This window comes from Flavobacteriaceae bacterium, assembly GCA_003443635.1.
Lineage (GTDB): Bacteria > Bacteroidota > Bacteroidia > Flavobacteriales > Flavobacteriaceae > AU392.
Genome location: CP031964.1, coordinates 205,872 through 228,554, shown reverse-complemented (window position 1 = coordinate 228,554; position 22,683 = coordinate 205,872). Strand labels below are relative to the sequence as shown.

The window sequence follows — 22,683 nt, the reverse complement described above, 5'->3', positions numbered from 1 at the left end:
AACCATTACATAATATGAGATTTTCTACATCTATAGTAGTGATGCTACTTTTATTTTTATCGATTCCCCAAAGTAATGCACAGCAATTTGACGAAGCACAATACGATGCTATAGAGTACAGGTTATTAGGACCGTTTAGAGGCGGGCGTAGTGCAGCAGTAACTGGTGTGCCAAATCAACCTAATTTATTTTATTTTGGATCTACTGGAGGCGGTATATGGAAAACAACTAATGGAGGACGTGAATGGCAAAATATATCTGACGGCTATTTTGGAGGAAGTATAGGAGCTATTTCTGTTTCAAAAAGTGACCCAAATGTTATTTATGTTGGAGGTGGAGAAAAAACAGTAAGAGGAAATGTGTCTTCAGGATATGGTATTTGGAAGAGTGTAGATGCTGGTAAAACATGGCAATCAGCAGGATTAAAGAATTCTCGTCATGTACCACGTATTGCAGTGCACCCAACAAATTCAGATATTGTATATGCTGGTGTATTAGGAAATATATACAAGCCAACGCAAGAACGTGGGGTTTATAAAAGTATAGATGGAGGGAAAACGTGGCGTAAAACATTATTTTCTAATGAGCATGCTGGAGTTGTTGATTTGATTATGGATCCTACAAATCCAAGAATATTATACGCATCGACATGGCGTGTACAACGTACCCCTTATAGTTTAAGCTCTGGAGGAGAAGGTTCTGCACTTTGGAAAAGTACAGATAGTGGAGAAACATGGACAGAAATTTCTAAAAAAGAAGGTTTTCCTGAAGGAACATTAGGAATTATTGGAGTAACAGTATCCCCAGTAAATAACCAACGTGTATGGGCAATTATTGAAAATAAAGATAAAGGAGGTTTATATAGAAGTGATGATGGCGGAGATACATGGACGCAAGTTAATAGTGAGCGTAAACTTCGTCAACGTGCTTGGTATTATACGCGTTTGTATGCAGACACTAAAAATGTAGATGTAGTATATGTTTTAAATGTACAATATCATAAAAGTACAGATGGAGGAAGAACATTCAATACCTATAATGCTCCTCATGGCGATCATCATGATTTGTGGATAGCACCTGAGAATCCAAAGCGTATGATTATTGGAGATGATGGTGGTGCTCAGATCAGTTATGATGGTGGCGAGACTTGGAGTACGTATTATAACCAACCGACATCTCAGTTTTATAGAGTAACAACAGATAATCATTTTCCATATCGCATTTATGTAGCACAACAAGATAATTCTACTATAAGAATACCGCATAGAACAGATGGCGGTGCAATTACAGAAGATGATTGGGAAAGTACAGCTGGTGGAGAATCAGCACATATAGCAGTAGACCCAGAAGATAATGATATTGTTTATGGTGGTAGTTATGATGGGTTTTTAACACGTGTAAATCATAAAACAGGAACTACAAGAGCTATTAATGTATGGCCTGACAATCCAATGGGACATGGTGCCGAAGATATGAAATACCGTTTCCAATGGAACTTTCCAATTATATTTTCCAGACATAACCCTAATCGATTGTATACTTTTTCTCAAAGTGTTCATGTTTCAGAAAATGAAGGCGCTTCTTGGAAAGTAATAAGTCCTGATTTAACACGAAATGATCCTGAAAAATTAAAATCATCAGGAGGGCCAATTACACAAGATAATACATCTGTAGAATATTACTGTACTATTTTTGCAGCTCAAGAATCACCAATAACAGAAGGGTTACTTTGGGTAGGAAGTGATGATGGGTTAATTCATGTGTCTAAAGACGGCGGCCAAAACTGGGATAATGTAACACCTAAAGGCATGCCAGAATGGATGATGATTAATAGTATTGAGCCTTCAGCATTTGATGAAGGAACTTGTTATATAGCTGGAACAAAATATAAAACAGGTGATTTTGCTCCATACTTATATAAAACAACAAACTATGGGAAAACATGGACAAAAATTACAAATGGTATTAATCCAGAACATTTTACACGAGTAGTCCGTGAAGATCCAAAACGTAAAGGATTACTATATGCAGGAACAGAAACTGGGATGTATATTTCGTTTAATGATGGTAAAAATTGGAACCCTTTCCAGTTAAATTTACCAATTGTACCTATTACAGATTTAACAATTAAAGAGAATAATTTAATTGTAGCAACACAAGGAAGAAGCTTATGGATTATTGATGATTTAACTGTGCTTCACCAGTTGTATGAAGGAAAGAATGACACTAAATTATTCAAACCAAAAGACACATACAGAATGCGCGGTAGAAGTAGAGCTGGAAGCAGAACAACAGGAACCAATCATCCTAATGGTGTAATGACTTATTTTAATCTTAAAGATTATAAAGATGATGATGAGGTGTCGTTAACTTATTTTGACACAAAAGGTGATACAATTAAAACGTTTAGCACAAAAAACAAAAAAGAGAATGTTTTAAAAGTTGAAAAAGGAGGAAATCAATTTGTTTGGAATATGACATATGATGGTGCAGAACTTTTACCAGGAATGATTTTGTGGTCTGCTAGCTTACGAGGACCTCGTGCAACCCCTGGTAAGTACAAAGTGAATTTGAATGTTAATGGAGAAGTGATGTCGCAACCATTTACCATATTAGCAGACCCTAGGGCAGAAAGCACACTATCAGATATGCAACAACAATTCCAATTTATTAAAGATGTTAATGTAACTATGGATGAAGCGCATCAATCCATTAAAAAGATTAGAAGTATCAATAAAAAATTAAGTGCTTTTCAAACACAATATAAAGATGATGTTAATGTGAAAGGTTTGGTTGAAAAAGCAAAAGAACTTAAAGAAAAGTTTTCAAGCATTGAAAAAGCATTGTATCAAACACAAAACAGAAGTGGTCAAGATCCGTTAAACTTTCCAATTCGATTAACCAATAAATTAGGGCATTTAAATGCTTTAGTTAGCCGTGGTGATTTTGCACCTACAGCACAAGATATTGCTGTTAAAAATGAATTGTCAGGAAAGATAAAGCAAGAGCTGGATAAATTTAATGAACTAGTAGATAATGAAATCAAAGCATTTAATGCAAGTTTTAATACTAAAAACTTAAACTTTTTGTCTTTAGAAGATTAAAAACTTATCAATTTTGTTTGTAATAAATAACAGTAACTCGTAAATTAAAATAATTACTTTGTTGAGTAAAACTGTGAAGTATATGAAACTTAAAATGCAATATTATGGAAGCCTATTATAATTATATAAAAGCTTTGCATCTAATTTTTGTAATTACTTGGTTTGCAGGATTGTTTTATATTCCGAGACTTTTTATTTATCAAATAGAGGCATTCCATAAACCACCTCCAGAGAAAGAAATTTTAGGGAAGCAGTTAAAAATAATGGCAAAACGTTTATGGTTTATTATTACTTGGCCATCTGCAATACTAGCAATTATTTTTGCGATTTTATTGCTTATTACTATTCCTTCATTTTTGCAACAAGGATGGATGCAAGTTAAGTTAGGGTTTGTTTTACTTTTAATAATATATCATTTAAAAACTCATCAAATTTTTAAGCAATTACAAATTGATGATGTAAGATATACTTCTAAATTCATGCGTTTTTGGAATGAAGGTGCTACTATTATTCTATTTTCAATAGTGTTTTTAGTTATTTTAAAAAGCAGTATTAATTGGATTTTCGGAACCTTAGGGATTTTAGTTTTAATGATTCTTTTAATGTTAGGAATTAGACTTTATAAACGAATTCGAGAAAAGAACCCAGAAGCTTAAAATGGCTTAATTATTGTTGCTACATGCAATGTTGAAATAAAATCTTTAAATTGCTATAGTAAAACCCATTAATGGCGTCAAAAAAACTCTCTTTACGATCTCGTATTTTTATATACATGATACTACTTGTAGTAGTGGCATCTATTTTAATTGCATTAGTAACGCTTTATCAGTATAATCAGCAATCTAAAGATTATCATGCGCAACGTTTAGAACGTAAGGAAAAACAATTGCTATCTAGTATAGATTATGTTTTAGAAGAAACAACATATCCTATAGAAACAGATCAGCTAGGGTTAATTTTTAAAGAAAAAATTTATGAGATTGCTAATATTCAAAATGTTCCTTTTAATTTATACGATTTAGGAGGAACACTTATCAAAAGTTCAAAACCCTCATTTGAGAGTGATTCGCTTACTAAATGTATTTCAACAAATGCATTAAACAATTTAAATCAAAGCTTGGAAAAACGTTATGTGGAAGAAAGTGAAACTTTAGGGAGTAACATCCAATCATCATATACCATATTTACAGATTCTAAATCCAAACCTTTAGGCATTTTAAATGTTCCTTATTTTGAAGACGACTCATTTAATGATGCCGAACTTAGAGCATTTTTATTACGATTGAGCATCGCTTATTTTGTAATGCTATTGGTTGCAATATCGTTTGCTTATTTTGTATCTAAATATATCACTAAATCACTTAAAACAATAAGTGAAAAAATGAATGTGACGCGATTAGAAAAGCGTAATGAAAAAATAAACCTTAAAGGCGCTAGTGAAGAAGTGAGTAACTTAATTGAAGCTTATAATAGTATGATTGATGAACTAGAAGAAAGTGCGGTGCAATTAGCAACAAGTGAACGTGAACAAGCATGGAGAGAGATGGCCAAACAAGTAGCTCACGAAATTAAAAACCCATTAACACCCATGCGATTAAGTGTACAGAGTTTTCAGCGTAAATTTAATCCAGAAGATAAAAATGTACATCAAAAAGTAGATGAATATAGTAAAACTTTAATCCAACAAATCGATACAATGAGTTCGATAGCATCGGCATTTTCAAATTTCGCAAAAATGCCTGAGCAACAAAACGAAATGTTTAATGTGATTGAAGTCATTACTTTGGCATTAGATATTTTTCCAGAAAATGACATTACATTTAACACCTCTCAAAAAGAGATTATTGCAAAATTTGATAGGACACAATTAATACGTGTAGTTACCAATTTGGTGAAAAACGCCATTCAATCCGTTCCAGATACACGATCTCCTAAAATAAATGTAGATGTATCACTTCAGAATGAAAATGTTATTATTACTGTTGAGGATAACGGAAATGGGATTACCGAAGAGAATAAACCAAAAGTGTTTGAACCTAAATTTACTACAAAATCTAGTGGAATGGGATTAGGTTTACCAATGATTAAAAATATTGTGGAAACCTATGGAGGAAGTATTACTTTTGTATCTCAAGAAACCAAAGGAACTATGTTTAAAGTTACCTTCCCTGTAGAATAAAAAATAAGGCTTTTATGAATTACGAAAATATTTTATCACAAACCGAAAACGGAATTGCTACGATTACTATAAATAGACCTACAAAACTTAATGCACTTAATAAAGCAACTATAAGTGAACTTAATGATGCTTTTAACACAGCTGAGGCAGATCCAAACATAAAAGTAATTATTATTACCGGAAGTGGAGAAAAAGCATTTGTAGCAGGTGCTGATATTAGTGAATTTGCAGATTTTAATGTAAATGAAGGAGAGCAGTTAGCAGCTCAAGGACAAAGCTTGTTATTTAATTTAGTAGATAACTTATCGACACCAGTAATAGCTGCAATTAATGGTTTTGCTTTAGGAGGAGGACTAGAGTTAGCTATGGCATGTCATTTTAGAGTAGCGAGTGAGAATGCCAAGATGGGGCTTCCAGAGGTATCCTTAGGAGTTATTCCTGGATATGGAGGGACACAACGATTACCACAATTAGTTGGTAAAGGACGTGCTATGGAATTGATAATGACAGCAGGAATGATAGATGCCAATCAAGCATTATCTTATGGTTTGGTAAACTATATACAAGCTCAAGATGAGTTATTGACATTTTGCAAAAAATTAGCTAATAAAATTATGCGCAACTCGTCAGTAGCTATAGGTGCGGCAATAAAAGCTGTTAACGCAAACTTTAAAGATGGCATTAATGGTTTTGATACCGAAATTAAAGAATTTGGAAACTGTTTTGGTACAGAAGATTTTAAAGAAGGAACTACAGCTTTTTTAGAAAAGCGTAAAGCAGATTTTCCTGGTAAGTAATCATGTATTTGGCATTTTGTTAATAAACCATTTTTAACATTTAGATTTCAATTTAAATAATAAGTAATTTTAAAGAGTAATTCCACACTTTATTTTTATTATTATGACCTTCAAGTCCACTATTAAAGGACGAGGAGCACAACGTAATGTGCATAATCGTTTCTTTGAACTCAGCCACGAAACTAGAAATGATTTCTTAGAATTTTGCCATAAAGAGCAGGAAGTGTTTGATAAAAATACAACACGTTATTTAGAAGTATTTCCTAAAACCATAGTGAATAAGGTTGATAGCCCAGATATGAAACTATTGTATTCTATGAACCCTTATCAAGGTTGTGAACACGGATGTATTTATTGCTATGCCCGTAATAGTCATGAATTTTGGGGCTATAGTGCTGGATTGGATTTTGAGCGACGTATTTTGGTAAAAAAAGATGCTCCAAAACTTTTGGAAAACAAATTAAAAAAAAACTCTTGGAAGGCACATCCTATTATAATGTCTGGGAATACAGATTGCTATCAACCAGCAGAAAAACGATTTAAGATTACTAAACAATGTCTTGAAATATTTTTAAAATATAAGCACCCTGTAGGTATTATTACTAAAAATGCTTTAATCCTTCGCGATTTAGAAGTTTTAAAAACACTTGCAAAAGATAATTTAATAAAAGTGAATATATCTATAACATCATTATTGGAAGATACTAGACGTGTTTTAGAACCACGTACAGCTACTATTAAAAAGAGATTAGAAACAGTAAGGATATTGAGTGATAATGGGATTCCAGTAAATGTAATGTTAGCACCTATAATTCCATCTATCAATAGTCATGAAATTTTATCTTTAGCAAAAGCAGCTTCAGATTATGGAGCAAGATCTATTAGTCATACTATTGTAAGATTAAATGGAGTTATTGGTGAAATTTTTACAGATTGGATTCGTAAAACTATGCCAGATCGTGCAGATAAAGTGTTACATCAGATAGAAAGTTGTCATAATGGTAAACTTAATGATAGTCGTTTTGGAAAACGAATGAGCGGTGAAGGTAAAATAGCAGAACAAATTGCATTGTTAATGCAATTGGCAAGGCGAAAATATTTTAAAAATAAAGAGATTCCTGAGTTTAACCTAGCTCTCCATGAGCAATATAAAAATAGACAATTAAAATTATTTTAAAAAATTGTCCAAAAAAAGAAGAAATGTTCGTCTTTACTATAAATAATATATTAAAACTTAAATATTATGAGCAATTTTTTATTTTTATTTAGAGGAGGAGACGCAGCAAGAATTCAACAATCACCAGAGGAAATGCAGGATCATATGCAAAAATGGGGAGCTTGGATGGGAGGATTAAAAGAGAATGGGCAATTGGTAGATGGACTACCACTAGCTAAAGAAGGTAAAGTCGTAGAGAAATCAGGTGAAATTATTACTGATGGACCATTTGCTGAAGGAGCAGAAGTTGTTGGAGGTTATCTGATTGTTACTGCCGAAAATTTAAATGGAGCAGTAGAGATTTCAAAAGGCTGTCCAATTTTTGAGCATCATGGTAATGTTGAAGTGAGAGAAATAATGTCGATGAATATATAAACCTTCAATGGTATTTAGCAAAAGTCCGAATATTGTTATTTCGGACTTTTTTATTTTTATAGAATGAATCATCAAAAAACAAATAATGATGCTCTTGATCATATATTTCGCCACGAATATGGAAAGATTATAGCAATCTTAATACACAGATTTGGGACTACTAATATCGAAAAAGTTGAAGATGCGGTTCAAGACGCTTTATTAAAAGCTATGCAAGTTTGGGCTTATAAAAATATTCCAGATAACCCCACGGCTTGGCTGCTTCGTGTATCTAATAATAACATCATCGATATGATGAGAAGAGATAAAAAAAGTGATCTTCAAAACAATTTAAATCAAACGATTGATCAAGTAAATGATGAACAGGAAGATGTTTTTTTAAATAACACAATTAATGATAATCAATTAAAAATGATTTTTGCATGTTGTAACCCTTCACTATCAATTAACTATCAAATTATATTGAGTTTAAAACTAATAGGAGGTTTTAGTAATAAAGAAATTTCAAGAGCACTATTAAAAAAAGAAGATACTGTTGCCAAATCGTTTACTAGAGCTAAACAACAATTTAAAAAACATGTTAAAACCATAGAAACCCCTATAGAATTAGGATTATCTTCACGAATACATATAGTTTTAAAAGTAATTTATTTATTGTTCTCTGAAGGGTATAAAGCAAGTTCAGGAGAAAGTATTATAAAGAAAGATATTTGTTTTGAGGCTATAAGACTGGGATTACTTCTTTTAGAAAATAAGATTCAACAATCTCAAGAAACTTATGCTTTAATAGCATTAATGTGCTTTCACACCTCAAGATTTGAAGCAAGAATAAATGCGTTTAATGAGTTAGTAGACTTAGAACACCAAGATAGATTAAAGTATGATAAAGAGCTTATTGCTTTAGGAATTAAACATTTAAATTTGGCTACTAATAAAAATATTTTTCCATCTTCTTATTATTTACAAGCAGCAATATCATATTATCATTGCACTGCTAAAACATTCAATAAAACAGATTGGAAAAGCATTTTATATTTATATGATTTACAATTAAAACATCAATACTCTCCAATTATAGGGTTGAATAGAATTATACCTTATTATAAACTTTATGGCGCTCAAAAAGGATTGATTGCATTAAATAAATACAAAGCAGAGGCAAATGCATTAAAGAACACACTTTTTTATTCTATAAAAGGAGAACTTTATAAAGATTTAGAAGAAAATAAACTCTCTAAAATGGCTTTAGAGAAAGCAATAGATTTATCTGAAAATGAGATGGAAATAAAACATCTTAAAAAAAAGATTAAAGCTTTAAAATAGTTATTTTTCACCTTCCCATTCTGCATAAAACTGTTTTAAATACAATTCCATAAATTGGTGACGTTCCATTGCTATTTGTTTACCAGTTTTGGTATTCATTTTATCTTTAAGTAAGAGTAGTTTTTCATAAAAATGATTAATACTAGGCGCTGTCGAAGCTTTATATTCTACTTTACTCATATTAAGATTTGGAATGACTTCTGGATTGTAAATTACTCTATTTTTAAATCCACCATAATTAAAACATCTTGCTATACCAATAGCACCAATAGCATCCAAACGATCTGCGTCTTGAACAACACTTAATTCTGGCGAATTAAATTTTTCTTCACCTTCTAAAGACGATTTAAAAGATATGTTTTCAATAATTTTTATCACATGTTCTATAATTACTGAATCTACATTTTGTTGAAATAGAAATTCTCGTGCTAGTTCTGGACCAATAGTTTCATCTCCATTATGAAATTTACTATCTGCAATATCATGTAGTAAGGCTGCAAGAGTAACTATAGTAAAATTAATATTTTCATTTTTGGCAATAAGCATCGTATTGTTATATACGCGTTCAACATGAAACCAGTCATGACCTCCTTCTGCATCTTTTAAAATAGTTTTTACAAAATCTTTTGTGCGATTTATAAGTTGTGAATTAGTCATTTATAATGGCTTCAGTAATTTGATGTTCAATAGTTTCAATAAGCTTAAGATGATCTTGGTTTTCTAAAGTAATGGGTTGGTGAACCGTATATTTTATATGTGTACCTAAGCCCATAGGAAACTTACCATATCGTATCATTTTCCATGAGTTATTAATAGTTATAGGTACTACGATTGCAGAGGGAATATTTTCAAAAAGAGCTATTAATCCTTTAGATTGAAATTTTTTTGATTTCCCATCACGGCTGCGAGTACCTTCAGGGAAAATAACGGCAGCACGCTTATTTGTTTCAATATATTTTGCAAAATCCTGTATAGCATTAACAGCTTCTTTGGCATTTTTCCTGTCAATTAAAACCGATCCTCCATGGCGTAAATTATATGAAACACTTGGAATGCCTTTTCCTAATTCTTTTTTACTAATAAATTTAGCATGATGTTTGCGCATATACCAAATAATAGGTGGGATATCATATAAACTTTGATGATTGACAACAATAATTAAAGGTTTGTTTGTCGGAATTTGATAAGGATTGTTAAAACTATATCGCGTACCGATAATATTTGTACTTCGCATTAAAAAGAACTGAAGTATATCTACACTCTTTTTATGGAGGGTGTACCCAAAAAGATTAAAACATAACCATTGTATAGGGTGAAAAATGAGTAATATTAATCCGAAGCATACAAAATAAATAAGTGTTAGAGGATAAGATAAAAGCTTCTGCATTTTTTAAATTGGCAATTTATAGCACAAAAGTAAAAAAAAGACACAAGGTTTCTATTTAAAAGATTGGTGTACAAGTATTCCTCTCACAATTAAACCCTATTGGAAGCTTAGGAGATGTGCAATTTGAAGATAACGGTTGCCAACGATCGTTAAATATTCTTTGTTTTAAGTTAAATGAAACTACCATTTGTTCTAACTTTTCTGTATCTATAGATGTTGAGTATATAATATAAGTTTCAGGTCCTCCGCATGGCTTATTACCTAAATTTATAAAACGGCATTCAGTATTTGAATCGCAGGTAGAAGTTTGTGCTAATGTCTGAATATCAATACGCAATTCATTTAAAATACCTAGTTCTTCATTAAAAGAAGATTCAAATATATCTGCCTCATTTGAATTACAATTGATGAAAAGTAAGAAGCTAAAAATAATAAGAAACTGATAATTATAGTAGGTTTTCATTTTTTGCGCTTTTGACTAAGATACAAAAAAATTAACAAAACCTTAACAAGTAAAAAGAGCTATACTTTTTAAGCATAACTCTTTATTTGATAAAAATTAGATAGATATTTTTAGCAATGATCGTTATAAGCGTCCATAAGGTTTTCAGCAATTAAATCAGCTGGACGACCTTCAATATGATGTCGCTCTAACATATGCACCAATTCGCCATCTTTAAATAAAGCTATACTTGGTGAACTTGGTGGAAACGGAATCATATAACCTCTTGCTGCATTGGTAGCATCTGCATCAACCCCTGCGAAAACGGTTACTAAATTAGTTGGGCGTTTTGCATTTTGCAATGATAAACGCGCTCCAGGGCGTGCATTAGCTGCTGCACAACCACAAACTGAATTTACAACAACCAGAGTTGTTCCTTCTTTTGTTAAAGCCGCATCTACAGCTTCAACAGTTTGTAACTCTTCAAAACCAACATTGGTTAAATCTTCTCGCATAGGTTTTACTAAATCTGCTGGATACATATTTTTGAAATTTTATATTTTATAAAAAAAATTAGACTACAAAGATACATAATTGTGTAACAAAAGAACTATGTAATCTACTAACTATATAGTAAAGGTTGAGTTAAAAAACTTACTAAATACATTTTTTCTTTTTAAAAGTAAAATGTGTAGGTTTGATCTTAATTAAAATATATTACTTACGTGAGTTTTTCAAAGTGGATAGGAGGTGCTTTAGGTTGGTCTTTTGGAGGCCCAATAGGTGCAATTATAGGGCTAGCTATAGGAAGTATGTTTGATTCAGCATCAAGCGGAAATAGAGATCGTTTAATTGGAGAACGCCAAGAATATCGTAGGCGCCAACAAAATGCTTATAACACAAGAGGCTCAAGAACGCAACAACAACCTAAAACACAATCTGGTGATTTTGAAGTAAGTTTATTAATTCTAGCTTCTATAATTATTAAAGCCGATGGTAAACAAGACCAACGCGAATTAGATTTTGTTCGCCAGCAATTTAATAGTATGTATGGTAGCGAACGTGCAAATCATGCTTTTAAGTTATTTAAAAACATTTCGAAACAAAATATATCTACACGACAAGTATGCTTACAAATTAAACAAATGATGGATCATCCATCACGTTTACAATTGATGCATTTTTTATTCGGAATTGCTAAAGCAGATGAACTGGTAACTGAAGACGAAGTTCGTCAGATTTATACGATAGCTGGTTATTTAGGAATTAATTCTAGAGATTTCGAAAGTATTAAAGCAATGTTTTATAACAGTAGTGAGAATGCTTATAAAATCCTAGAAATTAGTAAATCTGCTACTGATGATGAAGTTAAAAAAGCATATCGTAAAATGGCGAAAAAATATCATCCTGATAAAGTGATTCATTTAGGAAAAGAACACCAACAAGGAGCAGAGCAAAAATTCAGACAAGTACAAGAAGCTTATGAACGATTGCAAAAAGAACGAGGGTTTTAATTTTAAAATTAGAAACAAGATATAGTCAAAATTTTCAATACTTCAAAGGAAAATAATACTACTGATTTAGTTTTATATGAAATAGGTTTTTATAACTATAATTTCACGAATTTCTATTTATAGATAAATATTACATTTTTTTGTATCTTTATGAAACACATAACTTTATGTGAATCACATATAGTGAACTCCTACCACTATTTGTTTTGTTATAGGTTTTAATTTAAAATGTAATGTCATGAAAAAATTAGTGTTATTAAGTTTAGCAATACTTGTATTCGTTTCTTGCCAAAATAATTCAAAACGATATACTCAAAACTCACCAGAAATTGATATTGTTAAAGGAGTACTTAACGATTATGATTATCAAAAATGGGATAGTTTAACTTTACGATATGCTGATACTGCTAAAATTTATCATAATTCTAGAGTAGATATTCTTACACCAAAAGATTTACAAGAGTATTATTTAAAAAACGATATTGATTTTTCGACTAGAGCGTTTGAAGATGAAAATCGAGAATACGAAATGATTATTGATGATCAGGGAAAAACTTGGGTGAACTTTTGGGGACTATGGGCAGGACATCTTAAAGCGAACAATAAAGAAATTATTATTCCAGTACACACAACAACCCAGTTTGTAGATGGTAAGATTGTACGAGAATATGGTTATTGGGATCGCTCAGAATTAGTAATGGAACTTCAAAGGATAGAGATGGATTCGTTGTTAGTAAAAATTGACGATGATACTGATGCTATTGAATAGTACAATCATTAAATTAAGAGTAGTAATTAGATTATCCTCTAAATAAAAAGAAATCATCTTTCATATGTTCAATTTCAGAATCTTCATTAGTGATGATATAATCTATAGCTTGAGAAGTAAATAATGTTCCTTTTTCAGTTAAAGAAACGATATCATCATTAATAAGAATCATATTATTCTTAAGTGCTAGATCTAACACTGTTTTTGAACGTACTTTTTGCCAATTAATATGTTCGTTAAGATGATTTACATGACGTTCACTTTTCTCGCTATGATTTCGTAAATGCAATAAAAATGTGAGTAAAGAGACTTCTGTACGCTGCTGTTTTTCTCTATACAATACTGCAATAATTCCTTTGCCTGGAGCAAATAAATAAACAGTTAAAAATAACAAGCCTAACATAGTGGTAATTGAACCTGCAATAGATGCGTCTAACCAGTGTGCTAGCCAATACCCTGAAATAGCACTAAAAACACCAAAACAGATAGAGTAAAGTAACATTTTCTTTAAATCGGTAGTTAACAAATAGGCAGTGGCAGCTGGAGCAATCATTAAAGCGACAACTAAAATTGCACCAACGGCATCAAATGCACCTACAGTAGTAACCGATGAAACAGTCATTAAACCATAATGCATTATAACTGGAGGAAACCCTAAGGATGCTGCTAAGCCAGCATCAAACGTACTTACTTTTAGTTCTTTAAAAAATGCAATTAATAGTCCTAAGGAAATAATTAGAATAGAACCAATAATCCATAACGATTTCGGCCCTATATCAATACTAGCAATAATTAATCTGTCAAAAGGTGCAAAAGCTAATTCCCCTAATAACACTGCATCAATATCTAAATGAACATCATTAGCGTTTTTAGCGATTAGAATCACACCTATGCTAAAAAGTATCGGGAAAACTAAACCAATAGCTGTGTCTTCTTTTACTAGTCCTGTTTTTTGAATGTATTCTACTAAAATAACGGTAATAACTCCAGTAACTGCAGCTAATAAAATCAATACTGGTGAATTTAAATCTTGTGTAATAAAAAAACCAACAACAATACCAGGAAGTATAGAATGACTAATGGCATCACTAATCATTGCCATTTTACGAAGTACTAAAAACGTTCCTGGAATAGCACAAGCAATGGCTACAATACTTGCAATAATTTGTATTTCTATCTGTGCGCTACTCATTATTTTTAGTTAATTGATTATATAAATTTGAAGCCATTTTAAACCCTTCTTCTGTTAAACTCCACATATTGCCTTGAAGCGTTACATAGTTTTTATCTACTAACTTTTTGAGTGTCCCTTTAGTATAACCTTGAAAATTGTTTAAAATTTTTATAGTATGTGGATGTGAAATATCATCATGTGTTTCTGCTATATTGTGCATAAACGCTAGGGTTTTATGTAATTGTAAGTCACGCCTGTTTTTAATAAATCTAATTTGCTTAAATAGTAATCCACGACTAGGAGAAAATATAAATGAAAATAAAACAAATACACCAGCTACAATTACAATTACTGGCCCTGTAGATAAATTGTTTTGACTGGCACTAATTGCTGTTCCAAAAACTCCTGAAAATGCTCCAAAAAGGGCTGCTAAAAAAACCATTGTTGCTAAGCTATTTGTCCATTGTCGTGCAGCGGCGGCTGGAGCTAATAACATAGCACTCATTAATACAACACCTACAGTTTGTAACCCTAAAACAATAGCAAGTACAATGAAACTGGTAATTAAAATATCGATGAACTTCGTGTTAAATCCAAGTGTTTTTGTATAATCGGCATCAAAAAGCAATATTTTAAATTCTTTCCAAAATACAAGAAGAATCAGTAAACAAATTCCTGTGACAATAGCCATTAGCCAAACATCACTTTCAATTAAAGTTGCTGCTTGCCCAAATAAATATTTATCTAACCCTGCTTGATTTGCATTGGGTTGTTTTTGAATAAAGGTGAGTAATAACATTCCAAATCCAAAGAATAGAGATAAAATCAACCCTAGAGCAGTATCTGATTTTAAATGTGTTTTGGTTATAATACCTCGAATCCAAAACGTCCCTATTAACCCGCTAACCAATGCCCCTAATAATAATACGTTACTATCTTTTGTTCCAGTAATTAAAAATGCAATAGCAATTCCAGGTAGTGCAGCATGAGAAATCGCATCACCTAATAAGCTTTGTTTTCGAAGGACGGCAAAACTACCTAACATACCACAAACAGCACCAAGAATGGCAGTGCCAAGTGTAATGGTCCTGAGTGTATAATCAGAAAAAACGAGTTGTATATATTCTTTTAAATCGATGACGTTTGAATTAAATTATAAAAAATTGAAGATGATAAAAGAAACATTAAAAGCCCAGCCCATTTAAATTTATGAGCTTTCTCCATTGTAACTCTCGACATGCTTTTTATGCCAACGGAAGGAAATGTGAGATAAAGTAATGCTTTTACAACTTGTGATAATCCGTAAAGCGTAATGAGTATCCTTGGCCATGACCAGATAAAATGAAACGCTAAAATAATAGATCCCATTCCTAAAGCAATTAGAGCATTAATGATATTCCCTACATTTTGTTTTGAGTGCAAATAAGTAAAAAAATCTACCCAGATTTTAGGTTGTAAAAAATGAGATAAACCTATTATAGATAAATTTATTGCAACAAACAGTTCTATGGATTGAATGGTGTTCATTATTCTTGTACACTTACTTTATAATTAATACCGTAGGTTTTCGTTAAATTATCATCGTTAAAGATATCTTTAACAGGGCCTGTGGCAATCTTTTTTACATTTAAAAAAGTCACCCAGTCAAAATATTCAGGTACTGTTTGCAAATCGTGATGTACTACAATAACTGTTTTACCTGCTTTTCGTAATTCTTTTAAAATATTAATGATAGCAATTTCAGTAGTGGCATCTACACCTTGAAAAGGCTCATCCATAAAATAGATAGATGCATTTTGTACTAATGCTCTTGCTAAGAATATGCGCTGTTGTTGCCCTCCAGATAATTGACTAATCTGACGGCCTTTAAAAGATAACATTCCAACTTTTTCTAAAGCCTCAAGTGCTGCTTTTTTCTCTTTTTGTTTTGGACGCTTTATCCAACCTAATGTGCCATAAGTTCCCATCATAACAACATCTAACGCTGTTGTCGGGAAATCCCAGTCTACACTTCCTTTTTGAGGCACATAAGCTACTAGCGACCGTTGTTTATCGTAAGGCTTATCGTAAATACTTACACTACCAGCTATAGGGTTTAATATCCCTAAAATAGACTTTATTAATGTTGATTTTCCAGCACCATTTGGGCCTACAATTGCCATCAGTACACCTTCAGGAATTTCTAAATCGATATCCCAAAGTACAGGCTTGTAGTTATATGCTACGGTTAAATCGTCAACTTTTACAGCTATTTTATTCATTATTTCAAGGCGTTTACAATCGTGTTTACATTATATTCAAACATTCCAATATAAGTTCCTTCTATTGTGCCTGCATTCCCTAAAGCGTCTGAATATAAAGTGCCTCCAATTTCTACATCATTTTTTTTAGAGTTTACAGCAGCTTGTAAAGCTTCAATCGTACGTTTAGGAACAGAACTCTCTATAAATACAGCTTTAATCTTTTTTTCGATAATAAAAGCAGCTAATTTTTGTACATCTTGTACTCCAGCTTCAGTTGCAGTAGATAAACCTTGTAAGCCAACTACCTCAAACCCGTAAGCACGTCCAAAATAACTAAAAGCATCATGTGCTGTTACTAATATGCGTTTATCTTCTGGAAGTGTTGCGATAATTGATTTTATTTTCACTTCTAAAGCATCTAATTTTTTAATATATAACTCACCATTAGATTCAAAAACTACTTTTTGTTCTGGTACTGCTTCAGATAGTTTTGCAACGACAAATCGAGTAGCTTCTTTCCAATATTGAATATCAAACCAAATATGTGGATCGAAATTTCCTTGAAATAAACTAGAACTAATTAATGTATTATGATCAATACCATCTGCAATAGCTTCCGTTTTGATATTCTGACTATGCATTTTTTCAAAAACTTCAACTAATTTCCCTTCTAGATGAATTCCGTTATAAAAAATTAAATCTGCATTCGCTAGTTTAGATACATCACCCTCACTAGCTTTATATAAATGTGGATCTACGCCACTCCCCATTAATCCTTGAATAGAAATATGTTCACCACCAATATTAGTTACTAAATCAGTAATCATAGAAGTTGTTGTTACCACTTCTAATTTTCCGTTAGCATCCTTACTTTGATTTTTACAACTAAAACAAATTGTGATTAATGAGAGTGTAATTAATACTTTTTTCATTTTAAAAATTATATTTTAAATTCATAACGATATCTCTTCCTGGATTAGGAATAACAAACCCATCAATAAAAGTTTTAAGTAAAGATAAATGATCTGTGTAAACCGTATCGAACAAGTTTTTTACAGTAAAATTAAATTGAAAAGAATTATAAGTTGCCGAAAACCCTAGATTAACCAGCGTATAGGCATCGTTGGGTAATTCTTCTTGAGTCACTCTATTCTGTTCTAAAGAATTGAGTACTTGTATATAGCCACTATTTAACTTTAATGATTTTCCAATATTGAAATCGTACGATAACCTACTATTAAAATTTACAGGGGGGATAAGAGGTAAGGGATTATTATTGCTATCTTCTCCAAAGGTCAACGCAATACCAGTCTGAAAGCTTAGTTTCGATAATTGATAAGGTTGATAGTTTAAATTAAACTCTCCTCCATAGAGCGTGGCATCATCTTGAAGATAAGCGAAAATAGGAAGATTACGTTCACCACGTTCTCCAGTTGGAGTAATGAAAATGTAGTCGTTAATAATATTTAAAAATGGATTGACTATAATTTTTAAACCATTATTTTGATAGTTGATAGCAAAATCAAATTGTGTTGCAGATTCGCTGGTTAAATTTTGATCTCCAACCTCTATACGACCAATACCACCATGCTCGCCATTAGATAATAATTCAGAAACATTAGGTGCTCTAAATCCTGAAGCTATATTAAAACGAAATGAAAAATCATTAACATCATATTTTGCACCTAAAGAATAATTTAATGTATTGTATGTTTCATCAAAATCTGCAAAATTAGTAACGCCATCAATTTCAACACTTTCTGCGGTTATTGTTTTGCTATCAAAACGCAATCCAGATTGGAATTTTAAATTCTCTGTTGCTTTAAAGTTGAATAGCCCAAAAACCCCATTTTCGTTACTTGTTCCATCAGGAATTAAAAATACAGTACCTCTGTTTTCGTTATTTTGAAAAAGCCCCTGTGCACCAAAAGTAAGATCGAATTTTGAAGAAGTTTTTAAAAGATCTGAAACTCTAACGTTATAGCTATAAACATCCAAATTGAGGTGTAAATCTGGTTCTGTGTCGACTTCATTAAACTCTTGTCTGTCATTTTCAGCATAACCGAGAATAACATTAACTTTAGCTTTTCCTAACTTAAAACTGTTTTCTAGAGCCAAATTATGTTGTGTTACATCTTGAAATGGTAGTAAAAAACTTCTAGAATTGTCATTAGTAAATGGCGTATTTTCTGGGTTGTCTGGAATTCCAAAGAAATTATTTAAAAAACTGTATGTAAGCTTTGATGTAATTTTTTCTTTTTTTAAACCAATTGATGCTTTTATACTTTTTTCGTCAAAACGAGTATTAAATACACGATCTCCATCAAGTTGAACATCATCAGGTAATGTATAATCCCCAGCAGAGGTAAATCCACCATAAAAATTAAACCTAAAACCTCCAGTCTTAGTTTTAACACCTGCTCTGTTTTGTGAAGTTGAGGTATTTGAAAAGAAACCCGTCTCAACAATACCTTCTACAGGTTTTTCTGTAAAATCTTCTTCTACAAAATAGAGCACGCCTCCAATAGCATCAGAACCGTATAGCAATGAAGCAGGACCTTTAATAACTTCAACACTTTTAACACCAGTACTGCTTACTCCAAGACCATGCTCACCACCCCATTGCTGATTTTCAATACGGGTACCCTGTGCGTAGGTAACTACACGATTACTTGTAAGCCCTCTAATCACAGGCTTTCCAATACTATTACCAGTACTATTTTGAGATACACCATTTAAATTGGTAATACTCTCTGCTAAAGTATTTGAAGTAGAAGAGTTAATATCGGCAAGTTGTTGTTTTTCAACATTTACTACCAAATCTTTTTGGAGCTTAGAACCAGGTACAGAAACTACTACTTCTTGTAATGAGATATTTGAAATTAAATTAGTATCTAAAGCTATAATTTCACCAGTTTTTATAATTATTTTTTTATAGATAACGTCCGCTCCAATATAAGCAAATGCAATAGTTTGTTCTCCTACTGGTAAAGTTTCTAAAGCATATGTTCCATCAAAATTTGTTGTGACACCTATGCTTGTGTTAGATTTCAAATATATGTTTGCACCTAATACAGGTTTGTTATCTAAGGTTACTGTGCCCTTTATACTACCAGTTTGTTGGGCTATAATTGTTTTAAAAGCTAATAGTGCAATAATTACTACTGTAGTTTTTGTGTAATTAATTAATTTCATTGACATAGATGATTTTTGTAAAATCTTGATTAAGTAAAATTGTATTATTGTTAATTATTATTTGTGTCATTTTATTATTGCTAAATTGTTTAGAAACACTAATGACATTTCCATATTTTAATCCGTTTTGCCCACAAAAATCAAAGAATTCTTTGTCGTCGCTTACTAATCTTGAAATGATATAAGTTCTCCCTTCTTTTGTATTTGTTAATGCTATAGAGGTGTCTTTAGTTGTGATTTCCCCATTAGCATTAGGAATGGGATCACCATGTGGATCAAATTTTGGATCACCTAAATACGCACTAATTTTATCAGCTAAAAAATTAGAAGTTTGATGTTCTAGTAATTCTGCTTCACGATGTATTTCATGCATGGACATATCAAACATTTTAAATAAAAGCGCTTCCCATAAACGATGTTTACGAATGACATTAAGTGCCATTTTCTCACCTTTTTCGGTTAATTCTAGTTTTTGATATTTTTGATAATGTAATAAATCTTTAAGGGCTAATTTCTTAGCCATATCTGTAGCTGCAGCATTAGAAATACCTAGTTTTTTAGCTATGCTACCAGGTTTAGTGTTATTGCTATCATTATCATCATTATTGTAAATTGCTTTTACAAAATTCTCAATTGCTACAGACATTTTTAATTGCTTTAATTAATTTTTAAGTATACTTAAATTTTTTTCAAATGTAACTAAAATATTTAATTCTATACAAGAATCAACTAGAATTATTACATTAGTAGCTTAATTTTAAATTTTGCTGTATGAACTTGGCGACTCGTTATGTAACTATCTTTTTTATATTAATAAGTGTACAATATGTAAAAAGTCAGAATAATAAAATACCTTTTCAACCTTTAGATGTTTTTGAATTAGAATGGGCATCTAACCCCCAGATTTCTCCAAACGGTAATCAGGTCGTGTACAGACGAAATGGATACGATATTATGGAAGATCGTTCTAAAGGCCATCTTTGGGTTATTAATGCAGATGGCTCTTCTCACAGAAAATTAACTTCAAGAGAGATTAGTGAATCACAGGCAAAATGGTCACCTTCTGGAGATAGGATTGCTTTTGTAAGTTCAACAGATGAAGGTTCAGAATTATATATGTATTGGGTAAGTTCACAACAAATTGCAAAGCTTTCACAATTAGAGAAATCCCCAGGAAATTTAACTTGGTCTAGAGATGGAAAACAATTGGCGTTTACGATGTTTGTTCCCGAAAAAGCACCAATAATTGCTCAATTACCATCAAAGCCTAAAGGAGCAAAATGGGCTGGAGCACCTAGAATTACAGATAGATTAAAACATGAAGCTGATGGTGTTGGTTATATAGAACCTGGATTTACGCACGTTTTTACAATTCCAGCAGAAGGGGGTTCCCCTAGACAATTAACAAATGGAAATTATAATCATAACGGAAGTTTATCATTTTCGCCCGATGGAAAAGAATTATATTTTTCAGGAAATCGAGTTGATGACTGGCAATACAGATTTAGAAATAGTGAAGTGTATAAAGTAAATTTAGATTCAAAAAAAATTACAACACTTACAAGTCAAGATGGACCAGATCATAGCCCTAAAGTATCTCCTGATGGTGAGAAAGTGGCATTTTTAGGTTATTTAGATCGTGTTCAGGATCATCAAAATACAGTATTACATTTAATGAATACAGATGGGAGTAAACGTAAGATCATATCTTCTAATTTAGATGAAAGTGTATCAAATATTTCTTGGGATAGTTCGGGTAAAGGACTTTATTTTATGTATGACGATAAGGGGAATTCTAAAGTAGGTTATATTACAACTTCAGGAAAAATCACTAGGCTTGCAGATAATGTTGGAGGTACAACAATAGGAAGACCATATGCTTCAGGAGGATATTCTATTTCTACTGATGGAATTTTGGTATACACACAATCAAGACCAGAGTACCCTTCAGAATTGGCTATTGTTAAAGATAAAAAAGAGCCAAGATTGTTAACAAACTTAAATGGAGACATATTAGGCAATCGTCAGTTAGGTATTACCGAAGAGGTTTGGTATAAATCATCTTTTGATGGACGTGATATTCAAGGGTGGATCGTAAAACCACCATTTTATGATGCTACTAAAAAATACCCATTACTTGTAGAAAATCATGGAGGACCAATTTTAAATTATGGAGATCGATTTACAGCGGAAATACAATTATATGCTGCAGATGGTTATGTTGTATTTTACCCCAATCCTAGAGGAAGTACTAGTTATGGCGAAGAGTTTGGTAATTTATTAAAAAATAACTATCCGGGTCAAGATTATAATGATGTTATGGATGGTGTAGATTATCTTGTTGAAAAAGGAATTGTAGATAATGATAAACTGTATGTTACTGGTGGTAGTGCTGGTGGTATAATGACTGCTTGGATGATAGGGAAAAATAATCGTTTTAGAGCAGCTGTTGTTGCTAAGCCAGTAATGAATTGGATTAGTAAAACTCTGGTAGCTGATAATTATTATGGATATGCAAATACGCGTTACCCAGGGCAACCTTGGGAAAATTTTGAGAACTATTGGAAATTTTCACCTTTATCTATAGTTGGTAATATCGAAACCCCTACAATGGTTATGGTAGGAATGAATGATTTGCGTACACCGCCAAGTGAGGCGAAACAATTGTATCACGCTTTAAAACTAAGAAAGATCGAAACCGTTTTAGTTGAAATTCCTGAAGCTTCTCATGGAATTGCAAGTAGACCAAGTAATTTAATTAGTAAAGTAGTGCACACATTAGCTTGGCTACGACGATATCATTAATGACACCCACAACCATCTTCCCCACAAGCTTTTGTAGTTTTTTGTTTTGGTTTCCAGAAAAATTTACGAATCAAAACCCAAGTGGCATAACCAATGGTTATTAAGACTAGGATGTTTTGTATAAGATCATTCATACTATCTTGGTCGTTTCTTGAACTAC

The 22,683-nt window shown here is 31.9% G+C and carries 22 protein-coding genes; 10 read left to right on the top strand and 12 right to left on the bottom strand.

The window, feature by feature from the left end; all coding sequences use genetic code 11:
• Nucleotides 1-14 precede the first annotated feature (14 nt).
• The 7 genes from D1817_01030 to D1817_01000 all read left to right on the top strand — a co-directional run bounded on the left by D1817_01030 (nt 15) and on the right by D1817_01000 (nt 8,994).
• On the top strand, nt 15-3,104 hold the full coding sequence (locus D1817_01030) for a glycosyl hydrolase (GenBank protein ID AXT18499.1): 3,090 nt from the start codon (nt 15-17) through the stop codon (nt 3,102-3,104).
• 104 nt (nt 3,105-3,208) lie between these two features.
• Nucleotides 3,209-3,760: a CopD family protein gene (locus D1817_01025; protein ID AXT18498.1), complete on the top strand. Its 552-nt coding sequence runs from the start codon at nt 3,209-3,211 to the stop codon at nt 3,758-3,760.
• Nucleotides 3,761-3,876: 116 nt separating this feature from the next.
• Nucleotides 3,877-5,283: a sensor histidine kinase gene (locus tag D1817_01020; GenBank protein ID AXT18497.1), complete on the top strand. Its 1,407-nt coding sequence runs from the start codon at nt 3,877-3,879 to the stop codon at nt 5,281-5,283.
• A 14-nt stretch (nt 5,284-5,297) separates the two neighbouring features.
• Nucleotides 5,298-6,080, top strand: coding sequence for an enoyl-CoA hydratase (locus D1817_01015; protein AXT18496.1), 783 nt, complete (start codon nt 5,298-5,300; stop codon nt 6,078-6,080).
• Nucleotides 6,081-6,183: 103 nt separating this feature from the next.
• Complete coding sequence (locus D1817_01010) at nt 6,184-7,257, top strand: PA0069 family radical SAM protein (GenBank protein ID AXT18495.1); 1,074 nt, start codon at nt 6,184-6,186, stop codon at nt 7,255-7,257.
• 66 nt (nt 7,258-7,323) lie between these two features.
• Nucleotides 7,324-7,671, top strand: a complete 348-nt coding sequence (locus tag D1817_01005; GenBank protein ID AXT18494.1) for a hypothetical protein — start codon at nt 7,324-7,326, stop codon at nt 7,669-7,671.
• A 63-nt stretch (nt 7,672-7,734) separates the two neighbouring features.
• Nucleotides 7,735-8,994 (top strand): sigma-70 family RNA polymerase sigma factor, encoded by a 1,260-nt coding sequence (locus tag D1817_01000; GenBank protein AXT18493.1) that lies wholly within the window; start codon nt 7,735-7,737, stop codon nt 8,992-8,994.
• Here the strand turns inward: D1817_01000 and D1817_00995 are convergent, their stop codons facing one another.
• The 4 genes from D1817_00995 to D1817_00980 form a co-directional block, all read right to left on the bottom strand.
• Complete coding sequence (locus D1817_00995) at nt 8,995-9,651, bottom strand: HD domain-containing protein (protein AXT18492.1); 657 nt, start codon at nt 9,649-9,651, stop codon at nt 8,995-8,997. It lies immediately after the preceding gene.
• On the bottom strand, nt 9,644-10,381 hold the full coding sequence (locus D1817_00990) for a 1-acyl-sn-glycerol-3-phosphate acyltransferase (GenBank protein AXT18491.1): 738 nt from the start codon (nt 10,379-10,381) through the stop codon (nt 9,644-9,646). The genes D1817_00995 and D1817_00990 overlap by 8 nt, the downstream gene beginning before the upstream one ends.
• A gap of 55 nt (nt 10,382-10,436) precedes the next feature.
• Nucleotides 10,437-10,844 carry a hypothetical protein gene (locus tag D1817_00985; GenBank protein AXT18490.1) on the bottom strand — a complete coding sequence of 136 codons (408 nt, stop codon included), beginning with the start codon at nt 10,842-10,844 and terminating at the stop codon, nt 10,437-10,439.
• Between the two features lie 110 nt (nt 10,845-10,954).
• Nucleotides 10,955-11,365, bottom strand: a complete 411-nt coding sequence (locus D1817_00980) for a BrxA/BrxB family bacilliredoxin (GenBank protein ID AXT18489.1) — start codon at nt 11,363-11,365, stop codon at nt 10,955-10,957.
• Between the two features lie 270 nt (nt 11,366-11,635).
• Here D1817_00980 and D1817_00975 point away from each other — a divergent pair, with 270 nt between their 5' ends.
• Both D1817_00975 and D1817_00970 read left to right on the top strand, forming a co-directional pair.
• The gene (locus D1817_00975) at nt 11,636-12,337 is read left to right on the top strand and encodes a molecular chaperone DjiA (protein ID AXT21193.1); all 702 of its coding nucleotides are present in this window, start codon (nt 11,636-11,638) and stop codon (nt 12,335-12,337) included.
• Between the two features lie 238 nt (nt 12,338-12,575).
• Nucleotides 12,576-13,106, top strand: a complete 531-nt coding sequence (locus D1817_00970; GenBank protein AXT18488.1) for a nuclear transport factor 2 family protein — start codon at nt 12,576-12,578, stop codon at nt 13,104-13,106.
• Between the two features lie 31 nt (nt 13,107-13,137).
• Here the strand turns inward: D1817_00970 and D1817_00965 are convergent, their stop codons facing one another.
• The 7 genes from D1817_00965 to D1817_00935 are packed head-to-tail and all read right to left on the bottom strand — an operon-like array spanning nt 13,138 to nt 20,364.
• Nucleotides 13,138-14,298, bottom strand: coding sequence for a metal ABC transporter permease (locus D1817_00965; protein ID AXT18487.1), 1,161 nt, complete (start codon nt 14,296-14,298; stop codon nt 13,138-13,140).
• Nucleotides 14,291-15,418: a metal ABC transporter permease gene (locus D1817_00960; protein ID AXT18486.1), complete on the bottom strand. Its 1,128-nt coding sequence runs from the start codon at nt 15,416-15,418 to the stop codon at nt 14,291-14,293. The genes D1817_00965 and D1817_00960 overlap by 8 nt, the downstream gene beginning before the upstream one ends.
• Nucleotides 15,409-15,807: a hypothetical protein gene (locus tag D1817_00955; protein ID AXT18485.1), complete on the bottom strand. Its 399-nt coding sequence runs from the start codon at nt 15,805-15,807 to the stop codon at nt 15,409-15,411. The genes D1817_00960 and D1817_00955 overlap by 10 nt, the downstream gene beginning before the upstream one ends.
• Nucleotides 15,807-16,544: a metal ABC transporter ATP-binding protein gene (locus tag D1817_00950; protein ID AXT18484.1), complete on the bottom strand. Its 738-nt coding sequence runs from the start codon at nt 16,542-16,544 to the stop codon at nt 15,807-15,809. Before D1817_00950 ends, D1817_00955 begins: the two co-directional genes overlap by 1 nt.
• The gene (locus D1817_00945) at nt 16,541-17,455 is read right to left on the bottom strand and encodes a manganese transporter (protein ID AXT18483.1); all 915 of its coding nucleotides are present in this window, start codon (nt 17,453-17,455) and stop codon (nt 16,541-16,543) included. Before D1817_00945 ends, D1817_00950 begins: the two co-directional genes overlap by 4 nt.
• 1 nt (nt 17,456) lies before the next feature.
• A complete protein-coding gene (locus D1817_00940; GenBank protein ID AXT18482.1) occupies nt 17,457-19,718 on the bottom strand; it encodes a TonB-dependent receptor in 2,262 nt (753 codons plus the stop codon).
• Nucleotides 19,705-20,364 (bottom strand): metal-dependent transcriptional regulator, encoded by a 660-nt coding sequence (locus D1817_00935; GenBank protein AXT18481.1) that lies wholly within the window; start codon nt 20,362-20,364, stop codon nt 19,705-19,707. Before D1817_00935 ends, D1817_00940 begins: the two co-directional genes overlap by 14 nt.
• A gap of 125 nt (nt 20,365-20,489) precedes the next feature.
• On the opposite strand from D1817_00935, the gene D1817_00930 reads away from it, so the two are divergent.
• Entirely contained in the window at nt 20,490-22,523 is a 2,034-nt protein-coding gene (locus D1817_00930) for a S9 family peptidase (protein ID AXT18480.1), read from the top strand.
• On the opposite strand, the gene D1817_00925 is transcribed toward D1817_00930, so the two are convergent.
• Nucleotides 22,520-22,657 (bottom strand): FeoB-associated Cys-rich membrane protein, encoded by a 138-nt coding sequence (locus tag D1817_00925; GenBank protein ID AXT18479.1) that lies wholly within the window; start codon nt 22,655-22,657, stop codon nt 22,520-22,522. The two genes, D1817_00930 and D1817_00925, sit on opposite strands and share 4 nt — an antisense overlap.
• Nucleotides 22,658-22,683 lie beyond the last annotated feature (26 nt).

Excerpts from the sequence above, each read along its gene's own strand:
- D1817_00975 (AXT21193.1), top strand. The coding sequence starts at position 11,636 with ATGTTTGATTCAGCATCAAGCGGAAATAGAGATCGTTTAATTGGAGAA.
- D1817_01015 (AXT18496.1), top strand. The coding sequence starts at position 5,298 with ATGAATTACGAAAATATTTTATCACAAACCGAAAACGGAATTGCTACG.
- D1817_00945 (AXT18483.1), bottom strand. The coding sequence starts at position 17,455 with ATGAAAAAAGTATTAATTACACTCTCATTAATCACAATTTGTTTTAGT.
- D1817_00970 (AXT18488.1), top strand. The coding sequence starts at position 12,576 with ATGAAAAAATTAGTGTTATTAAGTTTAGCAATACTTGTATTCGTTTCT.
- D1817_00990 (AXT18491.1), bottom strand. The coding sequence starts at position 10,381 with ATGCAGAAGCTTTTATCTTATCCTCTAACACTTATTTATTTTGTATGC.
- D1817_00940 (AXT18482.1), bottom strand. The coding sequence starts at position 19,718 with ATGAAATTAATTAATTACACAAAAACTACAGTAGTAATTATTGCACTA.
- D1817_01010 (AXT18495.1), top strand. The coding sequence starts at position 6,184 with ATGACCTTCAAGTCCACTATTAAAGGACGAGGAGCACAACGTAATGTG.
- D1817_00980 (AXT18489.1), bottom strand. The coding sequence starts at position 11,365 with ATGTATCCAGCAGATTTAGTAAAACCTATGCGAGAAGATTTAACCAAT.
- D1817_00935 (AXT18481.1), bottom strand. The coding sequence starts at position 20,364 with ATGTCTGTAGCAATTGAGAATTTTGTAAAAGCAATTTACAATAATGAT.
- D1817_01005 (AXT18494.1), top strand. The coding sequence starts at position 7,324 with ATGAGCAATTTTTTATTTTTATTTAGAGGAGGAGACGCAGCAAGAATT.
- D1817_00955 (AXT18485.1), bottom strand. The coding sequence starts at position 15,807 with ATGAACACCATTCAATCCATAGAACTGTTTGTTGCAATAAATTTATCT.
- D1817_01025 (AXT18498.1), top strand. The coding sequence starts at position 3,209 with ATGGAAGCCTATTATAATTATATAAAAGCTTTGCATCTAATTTTTGTA.
- D1817_00925 (AXT18479.1), bottom strand. The coding sequence starts at position 22,657 with ATGAATGATCTTATACAAAACATCCTAGTCTTAATAACCATTGGTTAT.
- D1817_00930 (AXT18480.1), top strand. The coding sequence starts at position 20,490 with ATGAACTTGGCGACTCGTTATGTAACTATCTTTTTTATATTAATAAGT.
- D1817_00965 (AXT18487.1), bottom strand. The coding sequence starts at position 14,298 with ATGAGTAGCGCACAGATAGAAATACAAATTATTGCAAGTATTGTAGCC.
- D1817_01020 (AXT18497.1), top strand. The coding sequence starts at position 3,877 with ATGATACTACTTGTAGTAGTGGCATCTATTTTAATTGCATTAGTAACG.
- D1817_00995 (AXT18492.1), bottom strand. The coding sequence starts at position 9,651 with ATGACTAATTCACAACTTATAAATCGCACAAAAGATTTTGTAAAAACT.
- D1817_01000 (AXT18493.1), top strand. The coding sequence starts at position 7,735 with ATGAATCATCAAAAAACAAATAATGATGCTCTTGATCATATATTTCGC.
- D1817_00985 (AXT18490.1), bottom strand. The coding sequence starts at position 10,844 with ATGAAAACCTACTATAATTATCAGTTTCTTATTATTTTTAGCTTCTTA.
- D1817_01030 (AXT18499.1), top strand. The coding sequence starts at position 15 with ATGAGATTTTCTACATCTATAGTAGTGATGCTACTTTTATTTTTATCG.